At 71.2% G+C, this 24,113-nt stretch carries 23 protein-coding genes and 1 pseudogene; 15 read left to right on the forward strand and 9 right to left on the reverse strand.

Annotation, left to right across the window (positions count from 1 at the left end; all coding sequences use genetic code 11):
• Positions 1-34 precede the first annotated feature (34 nt).
• From ACFC0G_RS13880 to ACFC0G_RS13900, 5 genes and pseudogenes are all read left to right on the forward strand, one after another.
• The gene (locus ACFC0G_RS13880; RefSeq protein ID WP_376402154.1) at positions 35-247 is read left to right on the forward strand and encodes a Flp family type IVb pilin; all 213 of its coding nucleotides are present in this window, start codon (positions 35-37) and stop codon (positions 245-247) included.
• An 8-nt stretch (positions 248-255) separates the two neighbouring features.
• Positions 256-405 (forward strand): annotated as a pseudogene (locus ACFC0G_RS13885) (pilus assembly protein TadG-related protein); the annotation flags it as partial.
• Positions 406-450: 45 nt separating this feature from the next.
• Positions 451-867 (forward strand): hypothetical protein, encoded by a 417-nt coding sequence (locus ACFC0G_RS13890; RefSeq protein WP_376402399.1) that lies wholly within the window; start codon positions 451-453, stop codon positions 865-867.
• Between the two features lie 82 nt (positions 868-949).
• Positions 950-1,468 (forward strand): hypothetical protein, encoded by a 519-nt coding sequence (locus ACFC0G_RS13895; protein ID WP_376402157.1) that lies wholly within the window; start codon positions 950-952, stop codon positions 1,466-1,468.
• Between the two features lie 9 nt (positions 1,469-1,477).
• Positions 1,478-2,089: an OmpA family protein gene (locus ACFC0G_RS13900; RefSeq protein ID WP_376402160.1), complete on the forward strand. Its 612-nt coding sequence runs from the start codon at positions 1,478-1,480 to the stop codon at positions 2,087-2,089.
• Here the strand turns inward: ACFC0G_RS13900 and ACFC0G_RS13905 are convergent, their stop codons facing one another.
• The gene (locus tag ACFC0G_RS13905; protein WP_376402162.1) at positions 2,090-3,091 is read right to left on the reverse strand and encodes a hypothetical protein; all 1,002 of its coding nucleotides are present in this window, start codon (positions 3,089-3,091) and stop codon (positions 2,090-2,092) included.
• A gap of 164 nt (positions 3,092-3,255) precedes the next feature.
• Here ACFC0G_RS13905 and ACFC0G_RS13910 point away from each other — a divergent pair, with 164 nt between their 5' ends.
• Positions 3,256-3,618, forward strand: a complete 363-nt coding sequence (locus tag ACFC0G_RS13910) for a hypothetical protein (RefSeq protein ID WP_376402165.1) — start codon at positions 3,256-3,258, stop codon at positions 3,616-3,618.
• A 30-nt stretch (positions 3,619-3,648) separates the two neighbouring features.
• On the forward strand, positions 3,649-4,770 hold the full coding sequence (locus ACFC0G_RS13915; RefSeq protein WP_376402167.1) for a mannosyltransferase family protein: 1,122 nt from the start codon (positions 3,649-3,651) through the stop codon (positions 4,768-4,770).
• Here ACFC0G_RS13915 and ACFC0G_RS13920 read toward each other — a convergent pair.
• Positions 4,742-5,194 carry a DUF192 domain-containing protein gene (locus ACFC0G_RS13920; protein ID WP_376402170.1) on the reverse strand — a complete coding sequence of 151 codons (453 nt, stop codon included), beginning with the start codon at positions 5,192-5,194 and terminating at the stop codon, positions 4,742-4,744. The two genes, ACFC0G_RS13915 and ACFC0G_RS13920, sit on opposite strands and share 29 nt — an antisense overlap.
• 41 nt (positions 5,195-5,235) lie before the next feature.
• On the opposite strand from ACFC0G_RS13920, the gene ACFC0G_RS13925 reads away from it, so the two are divergent.
• Positions 5,236-5,973 carry a prepilin peptidase gene (locus tag ACFC0G_RS13925; protein ID WP_376402173.1) on the forward strand — a complete coding sequence of 246 codons (738 nt, stop codon included), beginning with the start codon at positions 5,236-5,238 and terminating at the stop codon, positions 5,971-5,973.
• 291 nt (positions 5,974-6,264) lie between these two features.
• Here ACFC0G_RS13925 and mgrA read toward each other — a convergent pair whose 3' ends face one another.
• Entirely contained in the window at positions 6,265-7,302 is a 1,038-nt protein-coding gene (gene mgrA / locus ACFC0G_RS13930) for an L-glyceraldehyde 3-phosphate reductase (RefSeq protein WP_376402176.1), read from the reverse strand.
• A 127-nt stretch (positions 7,303-7,429) separates the two neighbouring features.
• On the opposite strand from mgrA, the gene ACFC0G_RS13935 reads away from it, so the two are divergent.
• The 5 genes from ACFC0G_RS13935 to ACFC0G_RS13955 all read left to right on the forward strand — a co-directional run bounded on the left by ACFC0G_RS13935 (position 7,430) and on the right by ACFC0G_RS13955 (position 13,284).
• Entirely contained in the window at positions 7,430-8,191 is a 762-nt protein-coding gene (locus tag ACFC0G_RS13935; protein WP_376402179.1) for an isoprenyl transferase, read from the forward strand.
• Between the two features lie 361 nt (positions 8,192-8,552).
• Positions 8,553-9,878, forward strand: coding sequence for a PhoH family protein (locus ACFC0G_RS13940; protein ID WP_376402182.1), 1,326 nt, complete (start codon positions 8,553-8,555; stop codon positions 9,876-9,878).
• Between the two features lie 361 nt (positions 9,879-10,239).
• Positions 10,240-10,980 carry a transglycosylase SLT domain-containing protein gene (locus tag ACFC0G_RS13945; protein WP_376402185.1) on the forward strand — a complete coding sequence of 247 codons (741 nt, stop codon included), beginning with the start codon at positions 10,240-10,242 and terminating at the stop codon, positions 10,978-10,980.
• A 133-nt stretch (positions 10,981-11,113) separates the two neighbouring features.
• Positions 11,114-12,610 carry an AI-2E family transporter gene (locus ACFC0G_RS13950; RefSeq protein WP_376402188.1) on the forward strand — a complete coding sequence of 499 codons (1,497 nt, stop codon included), beginning with the start codon at positions 11,114-11,116 and terminating at the stop codon, positions 12,608-12,610.
• Positions 12,607-13,284, forward strand: coding sequence for a hypothetical protein (locus ACFC0G_RS13955; RefSeq protein WP_376402191.1), 678 nt, complete (start codon positions 12,607-12,609; stop codon positions 13,282-13,284). The genes ACFC0G_RS13950 and ACFC0G_RS13955 overlap by 4 nt, the downstream gene beginning before the upstream one ends.
• Before the next feature lie 69 nt (positions 13,285-13,353).
• Here ACFC0G_RS13955 and ACFC0G_RS13960 read toward each other — a convergent pair whose 3' ends face one another.
• Together ACFC0G_RS13960 and ACFC0G_RS13965 are read right to left on the reverse strand one after the other, a co-directional pair.
• The gene (locus ACFC0G_RS13960) at positions 13,354-13,887 is read right to left on the reverse strand and encodes an alkyl hydroperoxide reductase (RefSeq protein WP_376402194.1); all 534 of its coding nucleotides are present in this window, start codon (positions 13,885-13,887) and stop codon (positions 13,354-13,356) included.
• Positions 13,888-13,893: 6 nt separating this feature from the next.
• Entirely contained in the window at positions 13,894-14,448 is a 555-nt protein-coding gene (locus ACFC0G_RS13965) for a peroxiredoxin (RefSeq protein WP_024758658.1), read from the reverse strand.
• A gap of 134 nt (positions 14,449-14,582) precedes the next feature.
• Here ACFC0G_RS13965 and ACFC0G_RS13970 point away from each other — a divergent pair, with 134 nt between their 5' ends.
• Positions 14,583-15,557, forward strand: coding sequence for a LysR substrate-binding domain-containing protein (locus ACFC0G_RS13970; protein ID WP_376402198.1), 975 nt, complete (start codon positions 14,583-14,585; stop codon positions 15,555-15,557).
• A gap of 104 nt (positions 15,558-15,661) precedes the next feature.
• Here the strand turns inward: ACFC0G_RS13970 and ACFC0G_RS13975 are convergent, their stop codons facing one another.
• The 3 genes from ACFC0G_RS13975 to ACFC0G_RS13985 are packed head-to-tail and all read right to left on the reverse strand — an operon-like array spanning position 15,662 to position 19,280.
• Positions 15,662-18,034, reverse strand: a complete 2,373-nt coding sequence (locus tag ACFC0G_RS13975) for an FtsX-like permease family protein (protein WP_376402201.1) — start codon at positions 18,032-18,034, stop codon at positions 15,662-15,664.
• Positions 18,031-18,759, reverse strand: a complete 729-nt coding sequence (locus ACFC0G_RS13980) for an ABC transporter ATP-binding protein (protein ID WP_376402204.1) — start codon at positions 18,757-18,759, stop codon at positions 18,031-18,033. The genes ACFC0G_RS13975 and ACFC0G_RS13980 overlap by 4 nt, the downstream gene beginning before the upstream one ends.
• On the reverse strand, positions 18,756-19,280 hold the full coding sequence (locus tag ACFC0G_RS13985) for a PadR family transcriptional regulator (protein ID WP_376402207.1): 525 nt from the start codon (positions 19,278-19,280) through the stop codon (positions 18,756-18,758). The genes ACFC0G_RS13980 and ACFC0G_RS13985 overlap by 4 nt, the downstream gene beginning before the upstream one ends.
• Before the next feature lie 277 nt (positions 19,281-19,557).
• Here ACFC0G_RS13985 and ACFC0G_RS13990 point away from each other — a divergent pair, with 277 nt between their 5' ends.
• Positions 19,558-21,819 carry a transglycosylase domain-containing protein gene (locus ACFC0G_RS13990; protein WP_376402210.1) on the forward strand — a complete coding sequence of 754 codons (2,262 nt, stop codon included), beginning with the start codon at positions 19,558-19,560 and terminating at the stop codon, positions 21,817-21,819.
• Between the two features lie 114 nt (positions 21,820-21,933).
• On the opposite strand, the gene ACFC0G_RS13995 is transcribed toward ACFC0G_RS13990, so the two are convergent.
• Positions 21,934-23,979: a SpoIIE family protein phosphatase gene (locus ACFC0G_RS13995; protein WP_376402213.1), complete on the reverse strand. Its 2,046-nt coding sequence runs from the start codon at positions 23,977-23,979 to the stop codon at positions 21,934-21,936.
• Positions 23,980-24,113: the final 134 nt, after the last annotated feature.

Consider the following 24,113-nt stretch of genomic DNA (forward strand, 5'->3'; position numbering starts at 1 on the left):
GGTGCGCAGGCGTCTGAACGCGGAGGGGACCACGATGAACGACGCGATGCTGAAGGCCGTGACCAAGGCCAAGATCCGGGCCTGGAGCTGGACGACAAGGCCCACGAGGGACCGCGGGCAGACGGCGGTGGAGTACCTCGGGATCATTGTGGTGGTGGTGGCGATCGTGGTGGCGATCACCGGCACGGACATCGGCAGCTCGATCAAGAACGCCATCACGCAGAAGATTGCCGACCTGACGAAGTAGTCGGGCGCCTGCGGCGAGGCGATGAGGGCCAGGCATTCCCTGTCTATATCGCGGTCGTCGGAGGCCTGCTGTTCCTTGCGTTCGCCTACTTTGCGGTGGGTCAGGCTGCATTCACTCGGAACGGCGCCCAGACTGCCGCCGATGCAGCAGCCCTAGCCGCTGCTCAAGATGCTCGGGAGCAGCTACGGGAGGGCTGGTTCGAGGTGATCCGCGACCCTGGTCAGTGGGGCGGTTTCGTCGACGGACTGGACTACGACAGTGACGTCGCGTGTGACCAGGCGGCGGAGTTCGCATCCCTGAACGGTGCCGCACTCTCGGGAGACGCATGTGAGCCCCTCGATTCAGGGGGTTTCCATGTGACGGTGCGTACGAATGGCACGGAGTCGCATCCTGCAACAGCATCTGCTTCGGCAGTGATCGAACCTCGCTGCGAGTTCGAGGGGCAGGAGCCCCCCTCGGAGCCGCCTCCATCCACGCCGACGCCACCCGGCGAGGGTGAAGAGGAGGAAGAGAGCCCGATCGTCGGGCTCGTGTGCGACGGGGTTGCGTGGGAGATCGATCCGGAGAAGCCGACCCTGCCGGAAGCCGTCGATCTCTTCACGGTCCGACTGTCCAAATGACCTCCGACGACGAGTAAAGGAAGCGCGCTTCATGAACGTTCGGTACGCACGAAGGGGATTGGCTTCCCTCACAGTCGCGGCGGTGGCTCTTCTCGTAGCAGGTTGCGGGGCTGAGGAGAAGCCGAAGGCAGACAAGCCAGCCGCGACCACCGCTGCCACCCAGAAGACCCAAGCGGAGCAGACGCCGAGCACGGAGGTGCCGACCGAGACGCTGGCCGTCCTCAAGGGGCAGAAGGGTTTGGAACTTTCGATCAATTCCGCGCAACGTGATTCGGGCGGCTTCCTGACGGTCAAGGGCCATTTGAAGAACACCTCGGATTCTGCCGTTGCTCTTCCTTCTCAGATGAGGGGCGACGAGAACGAGGTTGTGAAGCACGGCAACTCTCTGGGTGGTGCAACCCTCGTGGACTCCGTCGGCAAGAAGAGGTACTACGTTCTGCGGGACACAGACGGGCGACCGCTGACCACCACGGCGCTCGATATCTTCTCCGCAGGGGAGACCGCCGAGGTCTTCATGCAATTCCCCGCACCCCCCGCCACCACCACCGACGTCTCCTTCCAGCTCCCCACCTTCGAACCCGCCACCCTCAAACTCTCCTGAGGCGACGCCATGACGACGACGAACCGCCGCCTGGCCGCTCTGGCCCTCGTCTCTGTGGGGCTCTGGCCGCTCACCGTGCCCATCGCGTACGCCGACGATCCGCCCGGCTCCGCCGGCTCCGCCTCGCCGCCGCCGGTCATCGACGCGAACGCGCCCGGGCTCATGCTTCCCGACGGCGCCACCCTCGCGCCCGCCAAGGTGCTCGACATCAAGCAGATCGTCGAGGAGGAGGGCGGCGAGCAGCGGCGGCAGGACACCAACGTGGACGTGACCTTCGCGCTCCAGGCCGAGGTGCTGTTCCCTAAGAACAGCGCGAAGCTGAGCCCCGCCGCCACCGCCCGGATCGCCGCGATCGGCGCCGAGGTCAACAAGCTCGGCTCCGGACGCGTCCGGGTCTTCGGGTTCACCGACAACCTCGGGACGTACGAGCACGGGCTCAAGCTCTCGAAGCAGCGCGCCGTCGCCGTGCAGCAGGTCCTCGCCCGGAACCTCGACCCCGGGACGTCCTTCGACGTCCGGGGCTACAGCGAGGACTACCCGATCGCGGACAACGGCACCGAGGAGGGTCGTAAGAAGAACCGGCGCGTCGAGGTCTCCTTCCCCCGGACGACCGCACCTTAGTCAGGTCGCGAGCGAGGTCAGGGCCGTCCGGATCGTTCTCGTCATGCGGTCCGGGGCCGTGAAGACCTCTCTCGCCGTGAAGCGCAGGACACGGCGGACCTCCGGGCAGGACTGGAGCGCGTCGAAGCGGGCGACGTCCCGTTCGTGGGCCCGGCGCGTGCCGTGGAAGGCGTAGCCCTCCACCTCCACCGCCAGTCCCGCCTCGCGGAAGAGGAAGTCGGGGCGCAGGGTCCGGCCGCCCTCGGCCGTCCGGAGCGGCGGCTGCGACTCCGGGAAGAGTGCCGCGTCCCGCATCCGGAGCCGGGCCACCGACTCCGCCGGGGAGCCCGAGGCCGCCTCGGTGAGGGGCAGCCAGGCCCGGGCCCGGGGCCCGCCCGATCTCGGCGCGGCGAGTTCGGCGGCCAACTCCTCGTACCGGACGAGGGCCTCGCGCCGTACGCCCCCGACCGCCCTCCACGCCAGCGCCGAGTCCGCCGCGACGACCGCCTCCTCGCGGCTGCCGCAGCTCCGTATGAGGTCGCCGACCGTCCGCGCCGGGGTCGTCACCCGCAGCCCCCGCCGTACCGACCGGTCCCCGGCCGTGAGGGAGGCCGTGGCGTGGACCCGTATCCGGTTCCGGGTGTCGTGGGTCGAACGGGACGACGCCGGGGCCGTGAAGTCCAGGAAGTCCAGGAAGTCAGGGGAGGTAAGGAAGTCAGGGGAGGTCGGGGAGGTAGGGAAGTCAGGGGAGGTCGGGGCGACTGGCCCGCCCAGTAGTTCGATGCGGTGCAGCCGCGCCGCCGTCCCGTGGCTGCACACCAGCTCCGGGCGGAGGAACTGGAGCGCCGTCGCCCGTACCCGCCAGTCCACCTCCTTGCCCGGGACCGCCCACGCGCCCCGGCAGATCCCCTGCCACCTGTCCCGGCGCAGGCACCCCGCCAGCCGGCCCCGGGACCAGCCCGCCGCGAGCGCCCACACCGTGAGGAGTACCCCGCCCCTCGCGAGGATCGCCAACTCGTACATACGCCCAACGATCCACGGAAGAGGGACACTTCGCACCCCCTGTGGAAAACCCGGAGAAAGTCGTCGTCAGGAAAGCGCAAAAGCGGCGGGACGTACGGGTGGTGGAGGAGCATTCTGGACGGGAGTACCCGACATCACAGGGACCGTTCCGAAGTGGGCTGCCGATGACGTCGACGCCGAGCGTCCAGCTGGTCAGTGACCTCGTCACCCGGATCCCCGAGTTCCGGGGCGCGTACGAGACCCATGTCTTCGCCCAGGGCGGTGTCCTGCCGCACGTCTTCTTCTGGGACGTCGTCCAGGGCACCGTCCGCTCCTTCCTCGGCGAGGACCCGACCGCCGCCGACTGGCGCCGCACGCTCGACTTCCTGGAGGAGCAGAGCTGTCGCGGTGTCATCGGCATCGACGAGGTCATCGTCACCTCGTTCCTCGGCGACCTGCCCTCCCCGCAGGAGCCCGGCCACGCCATCGTCGGCGAGCTCGGTCCCGTCCTGTCGGCGAAGTTCGTGCGGATAAGGCCCCTCGGGTGAGTGCGGTGGCCGCCCCGGGATAATCGGCGGATGCCCTCGCTCCGCCGTCCCAGCCGTCCCAGCCGTCCCCTCAGCCTCACCCTCACCGCCGTCGGCGGTTACGCCGCCACCCGGCTCATCGGCCTCGCCGTCCTCGCGATCGCCGCCGCCGCGACCGGCAAGGACGGGCTGCACCGGCTCAAGGGCCGCTGGGACTCCGTCTGGTACGTCCGCGTCGCCGAGCACGGATACGGGTACGAGGTCACCCTGCCGAACGGCGACGTCCACTCCGACCTGGCCTTCTTCCCCCTCCTCCCCGCCCTGGAACGGGGCCTCTCCGCCGTCCTCCCCGTCGACGCGGCGACCGCAGGGCTGTGCGTCTCCTGGACCGCCGCGCTCGCCGCCGCCTGGGGCATCTACCGCTGCGGCGCGCACGTCGCGGGGGAGCGAGCGGGGGTGCTGCTCGCGGTCCTCTGGGGCGTGTACCCGACCGCGTTCGTGCAGTCGATGGCGTACACGGAGACCCTGTTCACCGCCTTCGCCGCCTGGTCTCTGTACGCCGTCCTGCGCGGGCGGTGGATCCTGGCCGGCACCCTGTGCGCCGTCGCCGGGCTCACCCGGCCGACGGCCGCCGCACTGATCGCCGCCCTCGGCATCACGGCTCTCGTCACCCTCGTACGGGATCGGAGGCTGCCCCTCCGGACGGTGGTCGGGGTGCTGATCGCCCCGCTGGGGTGGCTCGGATACGTCGTGTACGTGGGTGTACGGGAGGGGAGCCCCTCCGCCTACTTCGACGTCCAGGCCGCCTGGGGCAACTCCATCGACGGCGGCGTCGCCCTCGCCCGCTTCATCGCCGGGCTGCCCTGGCCCGCCGCCCTCGGCCTGTGCGCGGCGCTCGCGCTCCTCGGCTGGCTCGTCGCCCTCTGCGTACGGCAGAAGCAGCCGCTGCCGCTGCTCGTCTACACGATCGGCGTCGTCCTCGTGTCCCTCGTCGGCGCCGCCTACTTCGGCTCCCGGCCGCGCCTGATGATGCCCGCGTTCGGCCTGCTCCTGCCGCCCGCCGTGGCCCTCGCGCGGCTCAGGACCCGCACCGCCCTGCCCGTCCTCGCCGGACTCGCGCTCGCCTCCGCCGCCTACGGGGCGTTCACCCTGCTCGGCTCGGGCCCGCCGTGACCTGCACGGAAACGCCCGGCCGCAGCCCCCACCCGGCCATCGCGCCGGCCTCCGCCTCCAGGACGTGCCGGCCGCGCGGCCTGACCATGCCGAGCCGCCCCGGCCGCATCGTCACCACGGACAGGACCCGGAGCGAGCGGTCCAGATAGGCCACGTCGATCGCGAACCGCATGCCGAAGGTGTGCACGCTGTTCGTCGGCGTGATCAGCAGCGCCCCCGCGATCCCGTCCCGGCCGAGCAGCCCCCGCCGCCGCGCCCGGTACGAGGCCGCCACTTCCAGAGGCACCTCCAGAGGTACCTCCAGAGAAGCCCCCCGAGGAATCTCCAGAGGAACCCCCAGAGAATCCCCGTCCACGGGAACCTCCCGAGGGCCCCCCACAGCCGCCACCGTCAGAATCCCCGGTCCGTCCGCCCATTTCCCCATGCGCCAGACCGTAGCGGCACCCGCCTCTTAGGGTCAGCTCCGTGTACGTCTCGCTGATCGCCGTCGCCGCCCTGTGGGGGGCCGCCGCCGGGCTGCTCGTCCCGCGCGCCGCGTACCGGCTCGCCGTGCCGGCCGAGGAGCCGTGGCGGGACCGCTGCCCCGCCGGGCACCCGCTCGCCGGGCCCGCGCGCGGCTGGATCGGCGGGCCCGGGCGGCAGGACTGCGCGACCACCCCCGCCCCGCTCGCCGCGCCGCTCCTCACCGCCCTCGCCTGCGCCGCGCTCGCCGCCGCCACCGGCGGGCCCCGGCCCGAGCTGGCGGTCTGGCTGCTCGCCGCGCCCTTCGCCGTCCTCCTCGCCTGCGTCGACGCCCGCGTCCACCGGCTCCCGGACGGGCTCACGCTGCCGCTCGCCGCGACCGTCCCGCTGCTCCTCGGCGGCGCCGAACTCCTCCCGTACGACGCGGGATCCTGGCTCCACGCGCTCCTCGGCGCGCTCGCCCTCGGCGGGTCCTATCTGGTGCTGTTCGTCATCAATCCGGCCGGTCTCGGCTTCGGTGACGTCAAACTGGCGCTCCCGCTGGGCGCCGCCCTCGGCTGGTACGGCTGGGGCGTCCTGTTCGCCGGGGCCTTCGCCGGCTTCCTCCTCGGCGCGGTGTACGGCCTCGGGCTGGTCCTGCTGCGCCGTGCGGGCCGCTCCTCGGCGATCCCCTTCGGCCCGTTCATGCTGGTGGGCGCCCTGCTCGGGCTGCTCCTCGGGGCGTTCACCGCCCTCCCCTGACCCGCCGGGGAGGTGGCGCGGCGGCCCTCGCACGTCCCCCGTGACGTCAATGCCGCGCCCCTGCCGGCCGGTCCCTCTTCGGAGGGACGGAACCCCGCCGCCACGCCGGGGCGCAAACCCGCCACACGGCCCCACAGCCCTTGTCCCGACTGGGATCCGGCGAATCCCGTGCGGTGAGTTCCGTGCACGTGGCGCGCGGCACGACTATCGAAGGGTTATGGTGGAAACCCCCCCTCGGGCCGGTCCGTATCCCCCCCCACGGACCGGCCCGTTTTTCTTTTCCGCCGGGCGTCAGCCCCGGCCGGCCCAGATGTTCGTCCCCTCGGTGTCGACCGCGAACGAGTCGATCTTCTTGAGGTCGTCATCCGTCAGCGGCGCGGCCGCGAGCGCGGCCACGTTCTCCTCCAGCTGGGCGACGCTGGACGCGCCGATCAGCGCCGAGGTCATCCGCTCGTCGCGCAGCACCCACGACAGCGCCAGCTGCGCCAGCGACTGCCCGCGCCGCTCCGCGATCTCCGCGAGGCCGCGCAGGCGCCGCAGCACCTCGTCGGAGAGCAGGTTCGGGTCGAGGGACTTGCCCTGGGTGGCCCGCGAGCCCTCCGGGATGCCCTTCAGGTACTTGTTGGTGAGCAGCCCCTGCGCCAGCGGCACGAAGGAGATGCAGCCCATGCCGGCCGCCTCCAGCGTGTCGAGGAGGCCGTCCTCCTCGGTCCAGCGGTTGATCATCGAGTACGAGGGCTGGTGGATCAGGGCCGGGACGCCCATCTCGCGCAGGATCCGGGCCGCCTCGGCGGTCTGCTCGCTGGTGTACGAGGAGACGCCGACGTACAGCGCCTTGCCCTGCTGCACGGCGGAGGCCAGGGCCCCCATCGTCTCCTCCAGCGGGGTGTGCGGGTCGAAGCGGTGCGAGTAGAAGATGTCGACGTAGTCGAGGCCCATCCGCTTCAGGGAGGCGTCGAGCGAGGACAGCAGGTACTTGCGGGAGCCCCACTCGCCGTACGGTCCGGGGTGCATCTCGTAGCCGGCCTTGGTCGAGATGATCAGCTCGTCGCGGTAGGGCGCGAAGTCCTGGGCGAAGAGCTTGCCGAAGTTCAGCTCGGCGGAGCCGGGCGGCGGCCCGTAGTTGTTGGCCAGGTCGAAGTGGGTCACGCCGAGGTCGAAGGCGCGGCGGAGGATCGCGCGCTGGGTGTCGAGGGCGCGGTCGTCGCCGAAGTTGTGCCAGAGGCCGAGGGAGATCGCCGGGAGCTTGAGGCCGCTGCGGCCCGTGCGGCGGTATTCCATGGCGTCGTAGCGGTCCGCGGAGGCGCGGTACAGGGGGGAATCAGTCACGTATCTCTGCTTATCACGGACTTGTGACAGTCCCGGGCTGGGAGCCCGTCGCCCGTGCGCAGTAGTGTGGCGGCTTGCGGACCGCCGCTGCCGGGCGGACCGCCGCTGCACGGAGAGGTAAAGAACGGTGAACCTGCGCGACCTGGTGTACGGGCTCTACGCACGCCGGGTGGAAGGCCGCCTCGACCATGACCAGGTGCCCAAGCACATCGGGGTCATCCTCGACGGGAACCGGCGCTGGGCCAAGGCCTCCGGCGGGACCCCCGAGCAGGGCCACAAGGCGGGCGCGGACAAGATCCAGGAGCTGCTCGGCTGGTGTGCCGAGACGGACGTCGAGGTCGTCACGCTCTGGATGCTGTCCACGGACAACCTGAACCGGCCGGAGGAGCAGCTGATCCCGCTGCTCGGCATCATCGAGAACGCCGTGCGCGCGCTCGCCGCCGACGGCCGCTGGCGGGTCAACCACGTCGGCACGATGGATCTGCTGCCCGCCCGCACCCAGTCCGTGCTGAAGGAGGCCGAGCAGGCCACCCACGCCAACACGGGGATACTGGTGAACGTCGCGGTGGGCTACGGCGGCCGGCAGGAGATCGCGGACGCGGTCCGCTCGCTGCTCTTGGAGCACTCGGAGCGGGGGACGAGCTTCGAGGAGCTCGCCGAGATCGTCGACGTCGAGCACATCTCGGAGCACCTGTACACGCGCGGCCAGCCCGACCCGGACCTCGTGATCCGCACGAGCGGCGAGCAGCGGCTCTCCGGATTCATGCTGTGGCAGAGCGCCCACTCCGAGTACTACTTCTGCGAGGTCCACTGGCCGGCCTTCCGCAAGGTCGACTTCCTGCGGGCGCTGCGCGACTACGCGGCGCGGCACCGGCGCTACGGCACCTGAGCCCGCCCGGTCAATCGAAGGACACACCCTCCCGGAACCCTCCCGGAACCCTCCCGGAACCCCCTCGGAACCCTCCCGGAACCCCCTCGGAACCGATCACCTCGTGTTCACGAACACGTCGTCATATGCCGTGGCATGGCAGAGCTGGTTCGAGGGCATATCCCTGGTGAAGTGAGCGGCACGGAGACCGCCACCCGGGAGGCCCCTTGCACCAGGACGACCGTGCGGGACACGTACGGGAGAAGCGGAGGGCCGTGGTTCGGCCCGTGCATCGCGGCCTGAGCCCGGTCCCATTCCGTAGCGACACCGGTTCCGTCGCGCCCCGACCTCACAGGGGTCTTCAGAGGGGGTCTGTCCTTCCGTGGTGACCAGCACGAAGCGCCGCCTTAACGACCGGCGCACCTATGTTCTCGACACCAGCGTCCTGCTGGCCGACCCCAACGCCGTGTCCCGGTTCGACGAGCACGAAGTCGTGCTCCCGATCGTCGTGGTCACCGAGTTGGAGGCCAAGCGGCACCACCCCGAGCTCGGCTACTTCGCCCGGCAGGCCCTGCGCCTCCTGGACGACTTCCGGGTCAGGTACGGACGCCTCGACGCTCCTCTCCCCGTCGGGGAGCTGGGCGGCACCCTGCGTGTCGAACTCAACCATTCCGACCCCGGCATCCTGCCCGCCGGCTACAGGTTGGGGGACAACGACTCACGGATCCTCGCGGTCGCGCGCAACCTCCAGGCGGAGGGGTACGACGTCACGGTCGTCTCCAAGGACCTGCCGCTGCGCATCAAGGCCTCCTCGGTGGGTCTCCTCGCCGAGGAGTACCGCGCCGAGCTCGCCATCACGGACGCCAACGGCTGGACCGGGATGTCCGAGCTCGCGCTCTCCGGGGAGCAGGTCGACCTGCTCTTCGAGCAGAGCACGCTGTACGTCCCGGAGGCCGCCGAGCTCCCGGTCCACACGGGCCTGGTGCTCCAGTCGGAGCGCGGCAAGGCGCTCGGCCGGGTCACGGCCGACGGGAACGTCCGGCTGGTCAGGGGCGACCGGGAGGCCTTCGGGCTCCACGGCCGCAGCGCCGAGCAGCGGATCGCGCTCGATCTGCTCCTCGACCCGGACGTCGGCATCATCTCGATGGGCGGCCGGGCCGGTACCGGCAAGTCCGCGCTCGCGCTCTGCGCGGGCCTGGAAGCGGTCCTGGAGCGCCGGCAGCACCAGAAGGTGATGGTCTTCCGCCCGCTGTACGCGGTCGGCGGCCAGGAGCTCGGCTACCTGCCGGGCAGCGAGGCGGAGAAGATGAGCCCCTGGGCTCAGGCGGTCTTCGACACCCTGTCCTCGGTCGCCAGCCGCGAGGTCATCGAGGAGGTGCTCGGGCGCGGGATGCTGGAGGTCCTGCCGCTCACCCACATCCGGGGCCGCTCCCTCCACGACGCGTTCGTCATCGTGGACGAGGCCCAGTCCCTGGAGCGGAACGTCCTGTTGACCGTTCTGTCCCGGATCGGGGCGAATTCGCGGGTCGTCCTGACCCATGACGTCGCCCAGCGCGACAACCTCCGGGTCGGCCGGTACGACGGAGTCGTCGCCGTGGTCGAGAAACTGAAGGGGCATCCGCTCTTCGCCCATGTCACCCTCACCCGCTCCGAGCGCTCCCAGATTGCCGCGCTCGTGACGGAGATGCTGGAGGACGGTCAGATCTGACCCGATTGGTACGCGTCTGTACGTGTACGGCAGTTGGCGCCGCCCGGCAAAGCGCAGGAGCTTAGCCGGGCGGCGCCCCTGTGTCCGCTGTATCTCCAAAAACACCTGCGTCTGCTGAGGTGTGAGCTTTCACACGCAGGACGGAATTGCCTTGCGGTGTCGCCGTCCGGCAAAGTCTTGCTTCCGTCAGGCCCCGCATACGGCACCCGTGCACCTTCCGAGGCGCACAACCCACGTACAACTCCACAGTCGTCAGCCGTATGCCGCCCACAGCACCACGGGCCCGTGTCTTCAGTGACCCAGTACGTCGGAGACCAGCGCCAGGGGCACGATTTCGCCCGCGTGGTCACCTGTGCGAGCGATGCTGGAAGGAAACCGTGTGAGCCGGATCTCGGTCCGGGGATTCGCGGTGGCTTCGGCCACTGCGGTCACCACCGTCGGCGCCGTCGTCGGCGTTGCCTCGGGCAACGTCGCGCAGGCTTCGGATGACAACTTCGAGGCCACCGCGGCCGACACCACGCTGCTCGCGGACATCCCCGCGGGCGAGCAGGCGCAGGTACAGGTCTCCTCGCTCTCGGAGCAGGCCGACGTCCAGGCCGCGGCCGCGGACGCCACCGCGAAGAAGACCGCGGAGGAGAACGCCCGGCTCCGTGCCGCCAAGGACGCCGAGGCCAAGAAGGAGGCGGCCGACAAGGCCGCCGCCGAGGCCAAGGCCGAGGAGGAGCGCAAGGAGCGCGAGAAGGAAGAGGCCGAGCGCGCCAGCCGTTCCGCGGTACGCGACGCCTCCAGCTTCTCCGCGCAGGGGTCGTACTCCGTCGCCGAGGTCAAGGCGATGGCCCGGCAGATGATCCCGGCCTCCCAGTTCCAGTGCTTCAGCAACATCGTGAACCACGAGTCGAGCTGGAACTACCGCGCGGTCAACCAGGGTTCGGGCGCCTACGGCCTCGTGCAGGCCCTCCCGGGCTACAAGATGCAGTCCGCCGGCGCCGACTGGCAGACCAACCCCGCCACCCAGATCAAGTGGGGCCTCAGCTACATGGACGGCCGCTACGGCAGCCCCTGTGGCGCCTGGGCGTTCTGGCAGGCCAACCGCTGGTACTAGTACCGGCGTGCTCAACCTCGGGGAGCCCCTCACCGTCCTACGGTGGGGGGCTCTTGCGTGTAGGTTGCGAAGGCCCATGGGCTTCCGGGGGGAGCGCACGGGCCGGACGACGAGCGGGGGGAAGAGGGAAGCGATGTCGAGACTGCCGGGATGGCTGGGACGGCTGGGCGAGGGCCTGAGCCGCATGGGCGAACGCCTGGACGAGCGCAGGGCCGAGGCGGAGCGCGAAGACCCGCTCGGACCTCCGTACGAGAGCGGTACGGGGACCGCTGCCGGCCGCGGCATCGGCCGCGAGGCCGGGCATCCGGCGCCGGGCGGCGTTCCGTACGAGGACGTGGCCGTCCCCGCCCCAGCGCCGGAGCGGCTCACGTCGTCGGACGTCGACCTCGCCCCGCCCCTCACGACGGACGCCCCGGACGGAGCCGGCCGCTCCGTCCCCGCGCCCCCCTCGTACGCCCCCGCCGTCGCCGCCCGCCCCGACCCCGTCGCCGCGATCCCCTGGGGCATGCGCGTCGCGGCGGAGGCGAGTTGGCGGCTCCTCGTCTTCGCGGGCACGCTCTGGGTGCTGATGAAGGTGATCAGCTCCGTCCAGCTCGTCGTCCTCGCCTTCGTCGCCGCCCTGCTCGTCACCGCCCTGCTCCAGCCCACCGTGGCCATGCTGCGCAGGAAGGGTCTGCCGCGCGGACTCGCCACCGCCGTCACCGCCGTCTCCGGCTTCGTCGTGATGGGCCTGGTCGGCTGGTTCGTGGTCTGGCAGGTCATGGACAACATCGACAATCTGTCCGACCAGGTCAAGGACGGCATCGAGGAGCTCAAGCTCGCGCTGCTCAACAGCCCCTTCCACGTGACCGAGCAGCAGATCAACGGCATCGCGAAGAACCTCAGCGATTCCGTCGGCTCCAACGCCGAACAGATCACCCAGGTCGGACTCCAGGGCGTCACGGTCGTCGTCGAGGCGCTCACCGGCATCCTGCTCGCCATGTTCTCGACGCTCTTCCTGCTCTACGACGGGAAGAAGGTCTGGGAGTGGACGCTCAAGCTCGTCCCTGCCCAGGCCCGGCCCGGCGTCGCCGGCGCGGGGCCGCGCGCCTGGCGCACCCTCACCGCCTATGTGCGCGGCACGGTGCTCGTCGCCCTCATCGACGCGGTCTTCATCGGCCTCGGCCTCTACTTCCTCGACGTGCCGATGGCCGTGCCGCTCGCCGTCTTCATCTTCCTCTTCGCCTTCATCCCGCTGGTCGGCGCGGTGATCTCCGGTGCCCTCGCGGTCGTCGTCGCCCTCGTCACCAACGGTCTGTTCACCGCGCTCATGGTGCTCGTCGTCGTCCTCGCCGTGCAGCAGATCGAGGGCCATGTGCTCCAGCCCTTCATCCTCGGCCGGGCGGTCCGGGTCCACCCGCTGGCCGTCGTCCTCGCGGTCGCGGCCGGCGGTCTGACCGCGGGCATCGGCGGCGCCGTGGTCGCGGTCCCGCTGGTGGCCGTGTCCAACACGGTGGTCGGTTACCTGCGCGCGTACAGCACCGAACAGGCCCTGCGCAGCACACCGGAACCGCGCGGCGCGACCGCGTTCGAAGTGGCCCCGACCCCGGCACCGGGCTCGGCGGCCGTCAAGGGGGAGAGCCGCGCGTGATATCCGAGCCGGAACTGGACGGCGAGGACGGCTTCGTCACCTCCGAAGTCCTCACCGAGACCCCGCCGCCCGGCCCGCACCGCCCGCCCCGCACCCGCCGCCCCTGGCTGTGGGCGCTCGGCGGCGCGGTGCTGGCGTCGGCGGTGTGGGGCGGCGGGCTCTACGCGTACGAACGGGGGAAGGAACCGGGCCCCGACCTGGGCGGGTACAAGCCGGTGGAGGATCTCTGCGAGGTGGCGGAGCTGAAAGCGCTGGTCGCCGCGTTGGGGAAGCGGAGTCAGGACGGAGCCGGTGACGTCGTGAACCAACCGGCGATCAGCGAGTCGTCGTGCATGGTCACCTTCGGCCCGGTGGACACCGGACAGAGCATCGACATCACGTACACCCTGCACAAGGTGGTCGACCCGGGGCCCGAGTTCGCGGTGCGGGCGGAGCAGTACGGCGTGATCCAGGCGCTCGACGGCGTCGGCGAGCAGGCCTTCTTCGACGACCGGAACGGGGAGGGCGCAGTCCTCCGGATCCTTGACGGTCAGGCGGAGATCTCGTTCGACATGTACCGCCAGCACTACGAAGTGGACGGGAAACCCGACCAGACCGAGCCGATCGACCTCTCCGGGATCGAGATCCCGATGACCCAGGACGCGCTCGCCCTCATGGCGGCGCTGAAGAAGTGACCGGCCGGACGTGAGGAAAGGGCCCCGGGGCGCGATGCCCCGGGGCCCTTCTCGTTCTTCGGTGACGCCCTACTCGGCGAGGACCGCTTCCGCGTCCAGCGTGACGCCGACCGCTTGGATCACCGCGGCGATCTTCACGGCCTCCTGGATCGTCTCGCGGTCGACACCGGCCTCGCGCAGGACCTGCTCGTGCGAGTCCAGGCACTGGCCGCAGCCGTTGATCGCGGAGACGGCCAGCGACCACAGCTCGAAGTCGACCTTCTCGACGCCCGGCTTGCCGATGACGTTCATCCGCAGTCCGGCGCGCATCGTCCCGTACTCGGGGTCCGACAGCAGGTGCCGGGTCCGGTAGAAGACGTTGTTCATCGCCATGATCGCGGCGGCGGACTTGGCCGCCTGGTACGCCTCGGGCTTCAGGTTGGCCTGGGCCTCGGGCTCCAGCTCCCTGAGGACCTTCGGCGAGCGCGAGGCGATCGCGCAGGCGAGCACGGTGCCCCAGAGCTGCTGCTGCGGGAGCTCGCTGTTGCCGATGACCGAACCGAGGTTCAGCTTCAGGTCCTTGGCGAAGTCCGGTACGGCGGCCTTGAGTTCGTCGAGAGCCATCTCAGATCACTCGCCCGAGAGCAGCGCGGCCGCGTCGAGGGTGCCCTCGCCCTTGTTCCAGTTGCACGGGCACAGCTCGTCGGTCTGCAGGGCGTCGAGCACCCGCAGGACCTCCTTGGGGTTACGGCCGACGGAGCCGGCGGTCACCATGGTGAACTGGATCTCGTTGTTCGGGTCCACGATGAAGACGGCGCGCTGGGCGAAGCCGTCCTCGCCCCGGACGCCGCAGTCGCTCATGAGCTCGTGCTTCGAGTCGGCGAGCATCGGGAAGGGCAGGTCACGCAGGTCGGCGTGGTCCTTGCGCCAGGCGTGGTGCACGAACTCGGAGTCGCCGGAGACGCCGAGGATCTGGGCGTCGCGGTCCGCGAACTCGTCGTTCAGCTTGCCGAACGCGGCGATCTCGGTCGGGCAGACGAAGGTGAAGTCCTTCGGCCAGAAGAACACCACGCGCCACTTGCCCTCGTAGGCCTTGTGGTCGATCTGCTCGAACTCCTTGCCGCTCTCCAGCGACACGCAGGCGGTCAGGTCGTAGGTGGGGAACTTGTCACCGACAGTGAGCACGCGCTCTCCTTGCGAAACGGGAAGGGTCCCTTTTGGGGTCTTCCGTGGGGGTTGGACGTGTTCACAGCATGGCACGGAGTGCATTGATCAGTGAAATAGCTAGAGTGGGTCGTGTTGATCGAAGGTGGTTATCAGTGGCGTCCCCGTACAGTCCCCCGTACAGCCCGCATCGCGGCAAGCAGCCGAGCCTTTCGCAGCTCAGAGCGTTTGCGGCGGTCGCCGAGCATCTGCACTTCCGCGATGCGGCGGCGGCCATCGGCATGAGCCAGCCCGCGCTCTCGGGCGCGGTTTCGGCTCTCGAAGAGGCACTCGGTGTCCAGCTCCTTGAGCGTACGACGCGGAAGGTGCTGCTCTCGCCCGCGGGGGAGCGGCTCGCGGTGCGCGCGCGGGCCGTCCTCGACGCGGTCGCCGAGCTGATGCAGGAGGCGGAGGCGGTCCAGGCGCCGTTCACCGGGGTGCTGCGGCTCGGGGTGATCCCGACCGTCGCCCCCTATCTGCTGCCCGCGGTCCTGCGGCTCGTCCACCGGCGCTACCCGGACCTCGACCTCCAGGTCCACGAGGAGCAGACCTCCTCGCTCCTGGAGGGGCTCACGGCCGGACGGCTCGACCTGCTGCTGCTCGCCGTGCCGCTCGGGGTGCCCGGCGTCACCGAACTGCCCCTCTTCGACGAGGACTTCGTCCTGGTCACTCCGCAGGGACACCCGCTGGCCGGGCGGGACGACATCCCGCGCGAGGCCCTCAAGGAGCTCAGACTGCTGCTCCTCGACGAAGGGCACTGCCTGCGCGACCAGGCCCTCGACATCTGCCGCGAGGCCGGCCGCACCGACGGCGCCGAGGTCACCACCACCGCCGCCGGGCTCTCCACCCTGGTCCAGCTCGTCGCCGGCGGCCTCGGGGTGACCCTGCTGCCGCGCACCGCCGTGACCGTCGAGACCGCCCGCAACAGCGCCCTGTGGACCGGGATCTTCACGGAACCGGCGCCCACGCGGCGGATCGCCCTCGCGATGCGGACGGGCGCCGCCCGGCACGCCGAGTTCGAGGAGCTGGCGGAGGAGCTGCGGGGCGCGATGAAGGGGCTGCCGGTACGGGTCGTGGGCGCGGGTTCCTGACGCCCGCCCTCCTTCGTACCCCGCCGTACGCGTGAGGGGCGCGGGTTCCCGAAGCCCCCCGGCTCCAGGAACCCGCGCCCCCCTGCGTACATCCGCTCGACGGGTTACTCCGTGCGCAGCCCGTCCGCCCGCATCAGCCGCCACAGGACCGGCATGCTCAGGAGCGTCACGGCCGCGATGAGCGCGAGCCCGATCCCGACGACCGGCAGGAACGCCCACCAGTCCTGGACCTGCTGGCCGCCCATCTTCAGCAGGACGACCCCGAGGCCGAGCCCGCCCGCCACGGACAGGGCGAGGCCGAGGGCGATCGGGACCGCCGTCTGCCACAGCACCGACCAGCTCAGGGTCGAGCGCCGGGTGCCGAAGGCGACGAGCGAGGAGAGCAGCCGCTTGCGGTCCCTGAGCTGCTCCAGGGTCGCGACCAGGAGCGAGGCCGCCACCAGGAGCATCGTCAGCGTGGAGCCGACCAGGATGCCGGTGCGGACGCTGGAGAACGCCGCGTCCCGCTGGACGTCCTTCAGGGTCCGGACCCAGGACGTCGGGTCGATGGCCGCCGCCGTGTTCCGTACGTACTCGGCGGCGTCCGGCACGGCCGGGTCGAGACGGACCATGGCCTGCGCGTCGGGCTCGTCGAGCCGGGCGGCGTCGATCGCCGACGGGGTGGCGAGGATGCCGTACTGGTACATGCCCGTCGGGTCGGGCCGGGAGTCCACGACCCGGGTGGTCGCGGGGACGCGCCACTGCGGCAGCGGTCCGCTGTCGGCGCGCTTCGGCGCGTCCGGGTAGGGATGCGGGTCGCGCAGGTCGACCGTGGCGCCGGGCCGTACGGCCCTGGTGACGAAGGAGTCGTCCGGGTTGCCCTGGGCTCCGTGCGAGAGGAAGACGAACACGTCGCCGTCCGTGCAGGAGGGCAGCGTGGCGAACTCCCTGAGGGAGGCACAGTCGCCGACCCTGAGCGTGGCCGACGGGGCGAACTCCTCGCCCCCCTTCAGGGGACCGGGACGCCACACCCGCGATTCGACGATGCCGATCACGCCGGTGACGCCCTCGGTCCGCTCGAACTTGGCGATCATCCCGCGGGCCTCGTCGGAGGTCCTGGCATCGGCGCCGAACACGATCTGGGCGCGGGACGAGTCCTCGCCCGTGAGCTCCGTGAAGTCGGTCTCCATCGCCTGGAAGAGCATCTGGAGGGCGATCGCCCCGGTCGCCGCGACGACGATCCCGCTGACCGCGCGGGCCGCGGTGCCGCTGCTCAGCTGGAGCCTGCGGACGGCCAGCTGCCAGGCCACGGGGCCCGCGTGCAGCCGCTTCACGCAGGCTTCGACGAGCCAGGGCAGGAGCGTCGTGAGGCCGATCAGGGAGAGCGTGGTGCCGGCCACGACGCCCACGCTGTCGATGCTGGTCTCGCTCACCTGGACCTCGCCCATCAGCGGGACGAGCAGGGCCGCGCCGGCCGCCAGGAGCAGCAGCCGCCACCACAGCCGGCGGCGCCGGGGCGTGGAGACGCGGACGACCCCGAGCGGCTCGATCACCACTCCGCGCAGCGCGAAGAGGGTGACCACGACCGAGGAGACCGGGACCGCGAGCAGGACGATCGCGGCGAGCACGGGCATCGGCACGACGTCGGAGGGATAGGCGTTGACGTCCCAGATGGTGAAGGCCCCGGCGAACTGCCGGGCCACCGCGAAGAGTCCGAGGCCCACCAGCAGGCCGAGCAGCGCCCCCGCGAGGGACTCGCCGGCCGCGATCCGGCGGGTCATCGCCGTGTCCGCGCCGACCAGGCGCAGCGCCGCGAGCCGCCGGTCGCGCTGTTCGCCGCCGAAGCGGACGGCGGTCGCGATGAAGACGAGCACGGGCAGGAGCAGGACGACGCAGGCGACGACGACGAGGAGGACGAGGAACGCGTTCATCGGTTCCTCGGGCACGGACCAGCCGTACCGCGTGCCGCGCCCGTCGAGGTTCTCGGCGTCGAGGAAGTCGACGTGGGCGACGTACCGCAGCTCGGCCGGGCCGATGAGTCCGGCCTGGCCGATCGTCCCGGTGACCTTGTAGGGGATCCGCTCCTTGAGGAGGGCGCCCTCGGGGGAGTCGAGCAGCTCGGCGAGCGCGGGGGAGACCAGCATCTCGCCGGTCCCGGGGAACGCCGCGGCGCCCGGCGGGACCGGGGGCGCGTCGCCCTCGGGCTGCAGGAGCAGCCCGGTGACGACCTCGTCCCGGTAGTTCGTGGTCCGGCCGAGGTGGAGGAAGGAGTCGGACCGGGGCGAGGTGACCTGCTCGCTGCCGTCGACGGCGCGGACGGACTCCCGTACCTCCCGCTGGAAGAGCATGTTGGGCAGGGAGACCGAGAGGAGCAGCAGGGCCACGCCGAAGCCGACGCCGGTGGCGGTCAGCAGCGTGCGCAGGAGGCCCGGGCGCCCGCCGGTGACCGCGAACCGGGCGCCGAGCGTCAGGTCGCGGGCCCAGGTGGCGAGGCTCATGCGGCCCACTCCGCGTCCCGTACCGCGCCGTCGCGTACGACGATCTCCCGGTCGGAGTAGGCGGCGACGCGGGCTTCGTGGGTGACGAGGACGACGGCGGCGCCGGTGTCCCGGGAGGCGTCGGTGAGCAGCTGCATGACCCGCTCGCCGTTGAGGGAGTCGAGCGCGCCGGTCGGCTCGTCGGCGAAGATCACCCGCGGGGCGGTGACGAGGGCGCGGGCGACGGCGACGCGCTGGCCCTGGCCGCCGGATATCTCGCCGGGGCGCTTGTGTCCGACGGTGTCGACCTCCAGGCGGGCCATCCACTCGGCGGCCCTGGCCTCGGCGGTCTTCCGGCGCTCGCCGTTGAGACGGAGCGGGAGGGCGACGTTCTCGACGCAGGTCAGCTCGGGGACGAGCTGGCCGAACTGGAAGACGAAGCCGAAGTCGGTACGGCGCAGGGAGCTGCGCGCGGAGTCCGAGAGCGCGGTGAGGTCGCGTCCGTCGTAGGTGATCGTGCCCGCGTCGGGGCGCACGATTCCGGCCAGGCAGTGCAGCAGCGTGGACTTGCCGGAGCCGGAGGGGCCCATGACGGCGACGACCTCGCCGGCCCGGAGGGAGAAGTCGGCGCCCGCCAGCGCGGGGGTGGGGCCGTAGGACTTGCCGAGGCCGGTGGCCCGGAGGAGGGGCGCGTGGTGGAGCGGGACGTCGTGGAGCGGGTCGCGGGAGAGCGGTGCGGAGGTCATCGGCGGACCTCCTCGGCGAGCCGGTCGAGGCGGGCGGCGGTCAGTTCCAGCCAGCGCAGATCCGCTTCCAGATGGAAGAGGGCGTGGTCGCAGATGAGCTGGTCGGCGAGGTCGCCGTCCTTCTTGCGCCGGGTGAGCTCGCGCATCAGGCGCAGGTGCTCGGAGCGCTGGGTGTCGAGGATGTCGGCGGCCCCGCGGCCGGTGAGCAGCGCCAGGACGACCTTGGTGTAGAGCGTGGACTGGAGGTACGGCTCCGGCTTCTCGGGGGTGGCGAGCCACGCGGCGACATCGGTGATGCCGGCGTCGGTGATCGCGTACCGCTTCCGCTCGGGCCCACCGCCCGCCTCGATGCCGTCGACGACGACGAGGCCGTTCTTCAGGAGCCGGGACATGGTCGAGTAGACCTGGCCGTAGTGCAGCGGCCGGTCGTGACCGAACCGCTCGTCGAAGGCGCGCTTCAGGTCGTAACCGTGGCGCGGTCCGGATTCCAGGAGTCCCAGAAGGGTGTGACCGATGGACATGCGGGTCACTGTACATGGGGTGTATACGCACGATGAATAGTGGCTGGAAGTGGCGCGGAGCGCCCTCACTGCGCGTATCCGATTGCTGCGAGCGCGCAACCATCGGGCCCGTTCGAGCGTCGGTTCCTCTGGGGGTGGGTGCTGATTCTCACGTCCGGAAAAGGTGTGATCGGTTGCCCTTTGTCTGCATCGTCGGTGTTAGCTTTCTGAGCTGATCCGGCGCGGACGGACGACAGTCGAGGCGCCGAGACACACGACGAGTGGAGCGACAGGACCCATGGGCCGACCGGACAAGAGCAAGGCGAAGAAGCGCGGCATACGCCGCTTCTTCTCCTGGAAGAAGCTCCTGGGCACCTTCTTTGTGTTCTGCCTGCTCGCCATGGGCGCCCTGTACGTCGTCTACCTCGTGGTCCCCGTGCCGACGGCCAACGCCGAGGCGACCATGCAGAGCAACATCTACAAGTACGCCAACGGCAAGATCCTCGCCCGCACCGGTGAGATCAACCGCGAGATCGTCGGCCTGGAGAAGATCCCCGAGCCGGTCCAGAAGGCCTTCGTCGCCGCCGAGAACAAGAGCTTCTACAAGGACAACGGCGTCGACATCAAGGGCACCACGCGCGCCGCCTGGTCGACCCTCACCGGCCAGGGCAAGCAGGGTGGCTCGACCATCACCCAGCAGTACGTCAAGAACTTCTACCTGAGCCAGGACCAGACCGCGACGCGCAAGCTCAAGGAAATGGTCATCGCCGTCAAGGTCGACCGCCAGTCGAGCAAGAGCGAGATCCTCGCCGGGTACATGAACACCAGCTACTACGGGCGCAGCGCCTACGGCATCCAGGCCGCCGCCCGCTCGTACTACGGCGTCGACGCCGCCGAGCTCACCACCGCCCAGGGCGCCTACCTCGCCTCGCTGCTCCAGGCGCCCAACCAGTACGACTGGACCTCCGCGAGCGCCACCGGCCGCAAGCTCGTCGAGGAGCGCTGGAACTACGTCCTCGACAACATGGTCGGCGAGGGCTGGCTCTCGCAGACCGAGCGCGCCGGCATGAAGTTCCCCGTGCCCCACAAGCCCAAGCCCGCCCCCGGCATGGAGGGCCAGACCGGCTACATCGTCGAGGCCGCCAACCAGGAGCTGATGCGCCAGGGCATCAGCGAGGAGGACATCAAGGCCGGCGGCTGGACGATCACCCTCACCATCGACGAGAAGAGGCAGAAGGACCTCGTCAAGGCCGTCGACCGGCAGCTGGAGGCCAAGCTCGACCGCAAGGGCGACAAGAAGGACGCCACCGTCCAGGCCGGCGCCACCTCCGTCGACCCGAAGACCGGCGCGGTCGTCGCCCTGTACGGCGGCGTCGGCGCCACCGAGCACTGGACGTCCAACGCGACCCGCCGCGACTACCAGCCCGCCTCGACCTTCAAGCCGATCGTCCTCGCCAGCGCCATCGACACCAAGGCGGAGACCCAGGACGGGCGGGAGATAGGCCTGGGCACGATCTACGACGGCACCAGCAAGCGGGAGGTCGTCGGCAGCGACATCCCCTTCTCGCCGGAGAACGAGGACGACTACAGCTACGGTCCCGTCACCGTCCAGAAGGCCGCCAACAAGTCCATCAACTCGGTCTTCGCCCAGATGATCGTCGACGTCGGCGAGGCCGAGACCAAGAAGACCGCCCTCGCCCTCGGCATGAAGGACGGCCCGGACTTCGGCGAGACCCCCGCCATGTCCCTCGGCACCATGGGCGCCTCGACCATGGACATGGCCGGTGTGTACGCCACGCTCGACAACCACGGCAAGAAGGTCACCCCGACCCTGGTGAAGGCCGCCTCGCACAAGGACCGCAAGGTCGAGCCCGTGGAAGCGATCGGCAGCCAGGCCATCAGCCGCGAGGCCGCCGACACCACCACCAAGGCCATGCAGGGCGTCGTCCAGAGCGGTTCCGGTTTCCGCGCCGCCGGCGACTACGACGCCGCCGGCAAGACCGGCACCTCCGAGAACAATCGTTCCGCCTGGTTCGTGGGCTACACCCCCGAACTCGTCACCGCCGTCGGACTCTTCGGCGAGGACGCCAAGGGCAACCAGGTCACCCTGACCAACACCATCAACGAGGGCCGCGCCAACGGTGGCCGCACCCCCGCCCAGATCTGGGGCGACTACACCACCAGCGCCCTCGACGGCGGCTCCGACGCCCGCTTCGACCTGGAGACCGACAGCTCGGGCTCCTACGAGCCGGACCCGGAGCCCAGCCGGACCGGCGAGACGACGGACGAGCCGACCGAGGAGCCGACCACCAGCTCCCCGGACCCGACGCCCCCGCCGACCTCGACGGCCACCACGCCGCCGGAGCCGACGCGCGACCCCACCACCGCGCCGACGCAGCCGCCCACGGAGGACCCGACGTCTCCGACCCAGGACCCGACCACTCCGCCGCCGCCGACCACCGAGCCGCCGACGACCGGCCCGACGACCGCCCAGCCGCCGAACCCGGACGCGGATCAGGGCCAGACCGACAGCGCCGCCACCGGGCGCCCCGGCCGGTGACGGTGAAGCCGCGTAGGACGGTGAGGCCGTGTAGGCCGGTGACGGTGAGGCCGTAAGGCAGTGATGGCCGGACCCCCGCGGGGGTCCGGCCATCGCCGTGTGGTCTCTCCGTGCTCAGCCGCGCGTGGCCAGCTCGAACCAGACGACCTTGCCGCCCGAGAGCCGGGTCGCGCCCCACCGCCGGGCCAGCCGGTTCACCAGGAACAGACCGCGCCCGCCCTCGTCCGTGTCCCGCGCCCGCCGCTGCCGGGGCAGCTGCGGCGAGTCGTCGCCGACCTCGCAGCGCAGCACGTCCGTCTTGAGCAGCCGCAGGGTCACCGGCCGCTCCGCGTACCGCACGGCGTTCGTCACGACCTCGCTGATGAGCAGCTCGACCGAGTCCGTCAGCTCCTCCAGGTCCCAGCGGGCCAGCGCCCGCCGGGCGAGCCGCCTGGCCCGCCCCGGAGCCGCGTCCTCCGGCTCCAGGAACCAGTACGCGACGTCGCTCGGCGCGATCCCCTCGAACCGGGCCGCGAGCAGCGCGATGTCGTCGTCCCGGTCGCCCGGACCCAGCATGTCCAGGACGTCGTCGCAGAGCGCCTCAAGAGGCGGCGAGTGGTCCGGTCCCGTCAGCTGCGCGGTCGCCGCGAGGCGCTCCCGCAGCTGCTCGATCCCGGTCCAGACGTCCCGCAGCCGGGACTCCACCAGGCCGTCCGTGTACAGCAGCAGCGTCGCGCCCGCCGGGGCGTCCAGCTCGACCGCCTCGAAGTCGACGCCGCCGACCCCGATCGGGGCGCCGGGCGGCACCCGCAGCACCTCGGCGCGACCGCCGAGGTGGAGCAGTATCGGCGGCGGATGGCCGGCGTTGGCCACGGTGATCCGGTGCGAGACCGGGTCGTACACCGCGTACATGCAGGTGGCCATCCGGTTCTCGCCGAGCCGCTGCGCCTGCTCGTCGAGGTGGTGCAGGACCTCCTGCGGCGGCAGGTCGAGCCCGGCCAGGGTCTGCGCGGTGGTGCGCAGCTGGCCCATGATCGCCGCCGAGGTCATGGAGTGGCCCATGACGTCGCCGACGACCAGGGCGACCCTGCTGCCGGGCAGCGGGATCGCGTCGTACCAGTCGCCGCCGACCCGGGCCGTCTCGGCGGCCGGGAGGTAGCGCGAGGCGAGCCGCACGCCGGTCGGCTGCGGGAGGGAGTCCGGCAGCATCGTCCGCTGGAGCTCGTCCGCGATGTACGCCTCACGCCCGTACAGCACGGCCTTGTCGATGCCGAGCGCGGTGTGGGTCGCCAGCTGCGCCGCGACGAGCAGGTCGTTCGGCTCGAAACCGGACCGCTCGGGGCGGCGCAGGAAGACGGCCGCGCCGATCACCCGTCGCCGGCCGCGCAGCGGAGCGAGTATCGCCCGCAGCCCGCCGGGCAGCGGGTGCTCGGAGCCGAGGAGTTCGGTCAGCGCGGTCTTGGCGGCGGCGGAGTCGCCGAACACCGGACGCACACCGCGCAGCACCTCGGCGAGCGCCCCGCCGGACCGCACCTCGCAGAGTTCGGCCGCGGGGGTCGGATCCGGATCGGGTACGAGGACGAGCTCCTCGCCCTCCAGCTCGCTTAACCGGAGCCGGTCGGTACGGCGCAGCCGCAACACGAACGGCGCCACCGGACGCTCGTCGCCCACCGGCAGCGGATCGCGCAGGTAGACCAGGATCTCGTCGGAGAAGGTGGGCACGGTCGCCCGGCACAGGCCGAGCACGATCTCGTCGAGGTCGAGCCCGCGCGCGATCCGGCGGGTCGCGGCGCCGACGAACCGCAGCCGCTCGCCCTCGCGCCGCGCGGCGCCGTCGGCGCCCTGGCCCGTGCCGGGGCTCTGCGCGGCCACGGCGACGGCCACGGCCCCGGCTCCGGGGGCACCGCCCCCGCCGACCGGGCCGCCGGCCTCGGCGGGCGCGCCGGGGGCGCCTGAGGTGCCGCCTGAGGCGCTGGAGGCGCCTGAGGCGCCGGGGACGCCGCTCGGCACCGTCGTGTCCGTACCGGGGGCCGTCGCCGTCCGGTCCGCCGGGCCGCCCGGCTGGGCGGGCACGTCGGAGGGCAGGCCGGGGGCCGCCGCCTCCTGGCGAGGGCGCGCGCGTTCCTGCGGCCGGGCAGCCAGCGGCTGTCGGCCTTCGTGGGAGGTGGGATGCTCCGTCACGCGTGGGATTCCGTCCGTCCGGGCCGGTGGTGCGATGCACTCGCTCTTCTCGCCGATGCCGCGCCTTCGGCAGGGATAAACCCCTCGTATGCAGCGGATGTGGACGTTCCGCGAGAGGCGGCAACGGCAGGGGT

The sequence above is a fragment of the Streptomyces sp. NPDC056169 genome (assembly GCF_042268445.1).
Lineage (GTDB): Bacteria > Actinomycetota > Actinomycetes > Streptomycetales > Streptomycetaceae > Streptomyces.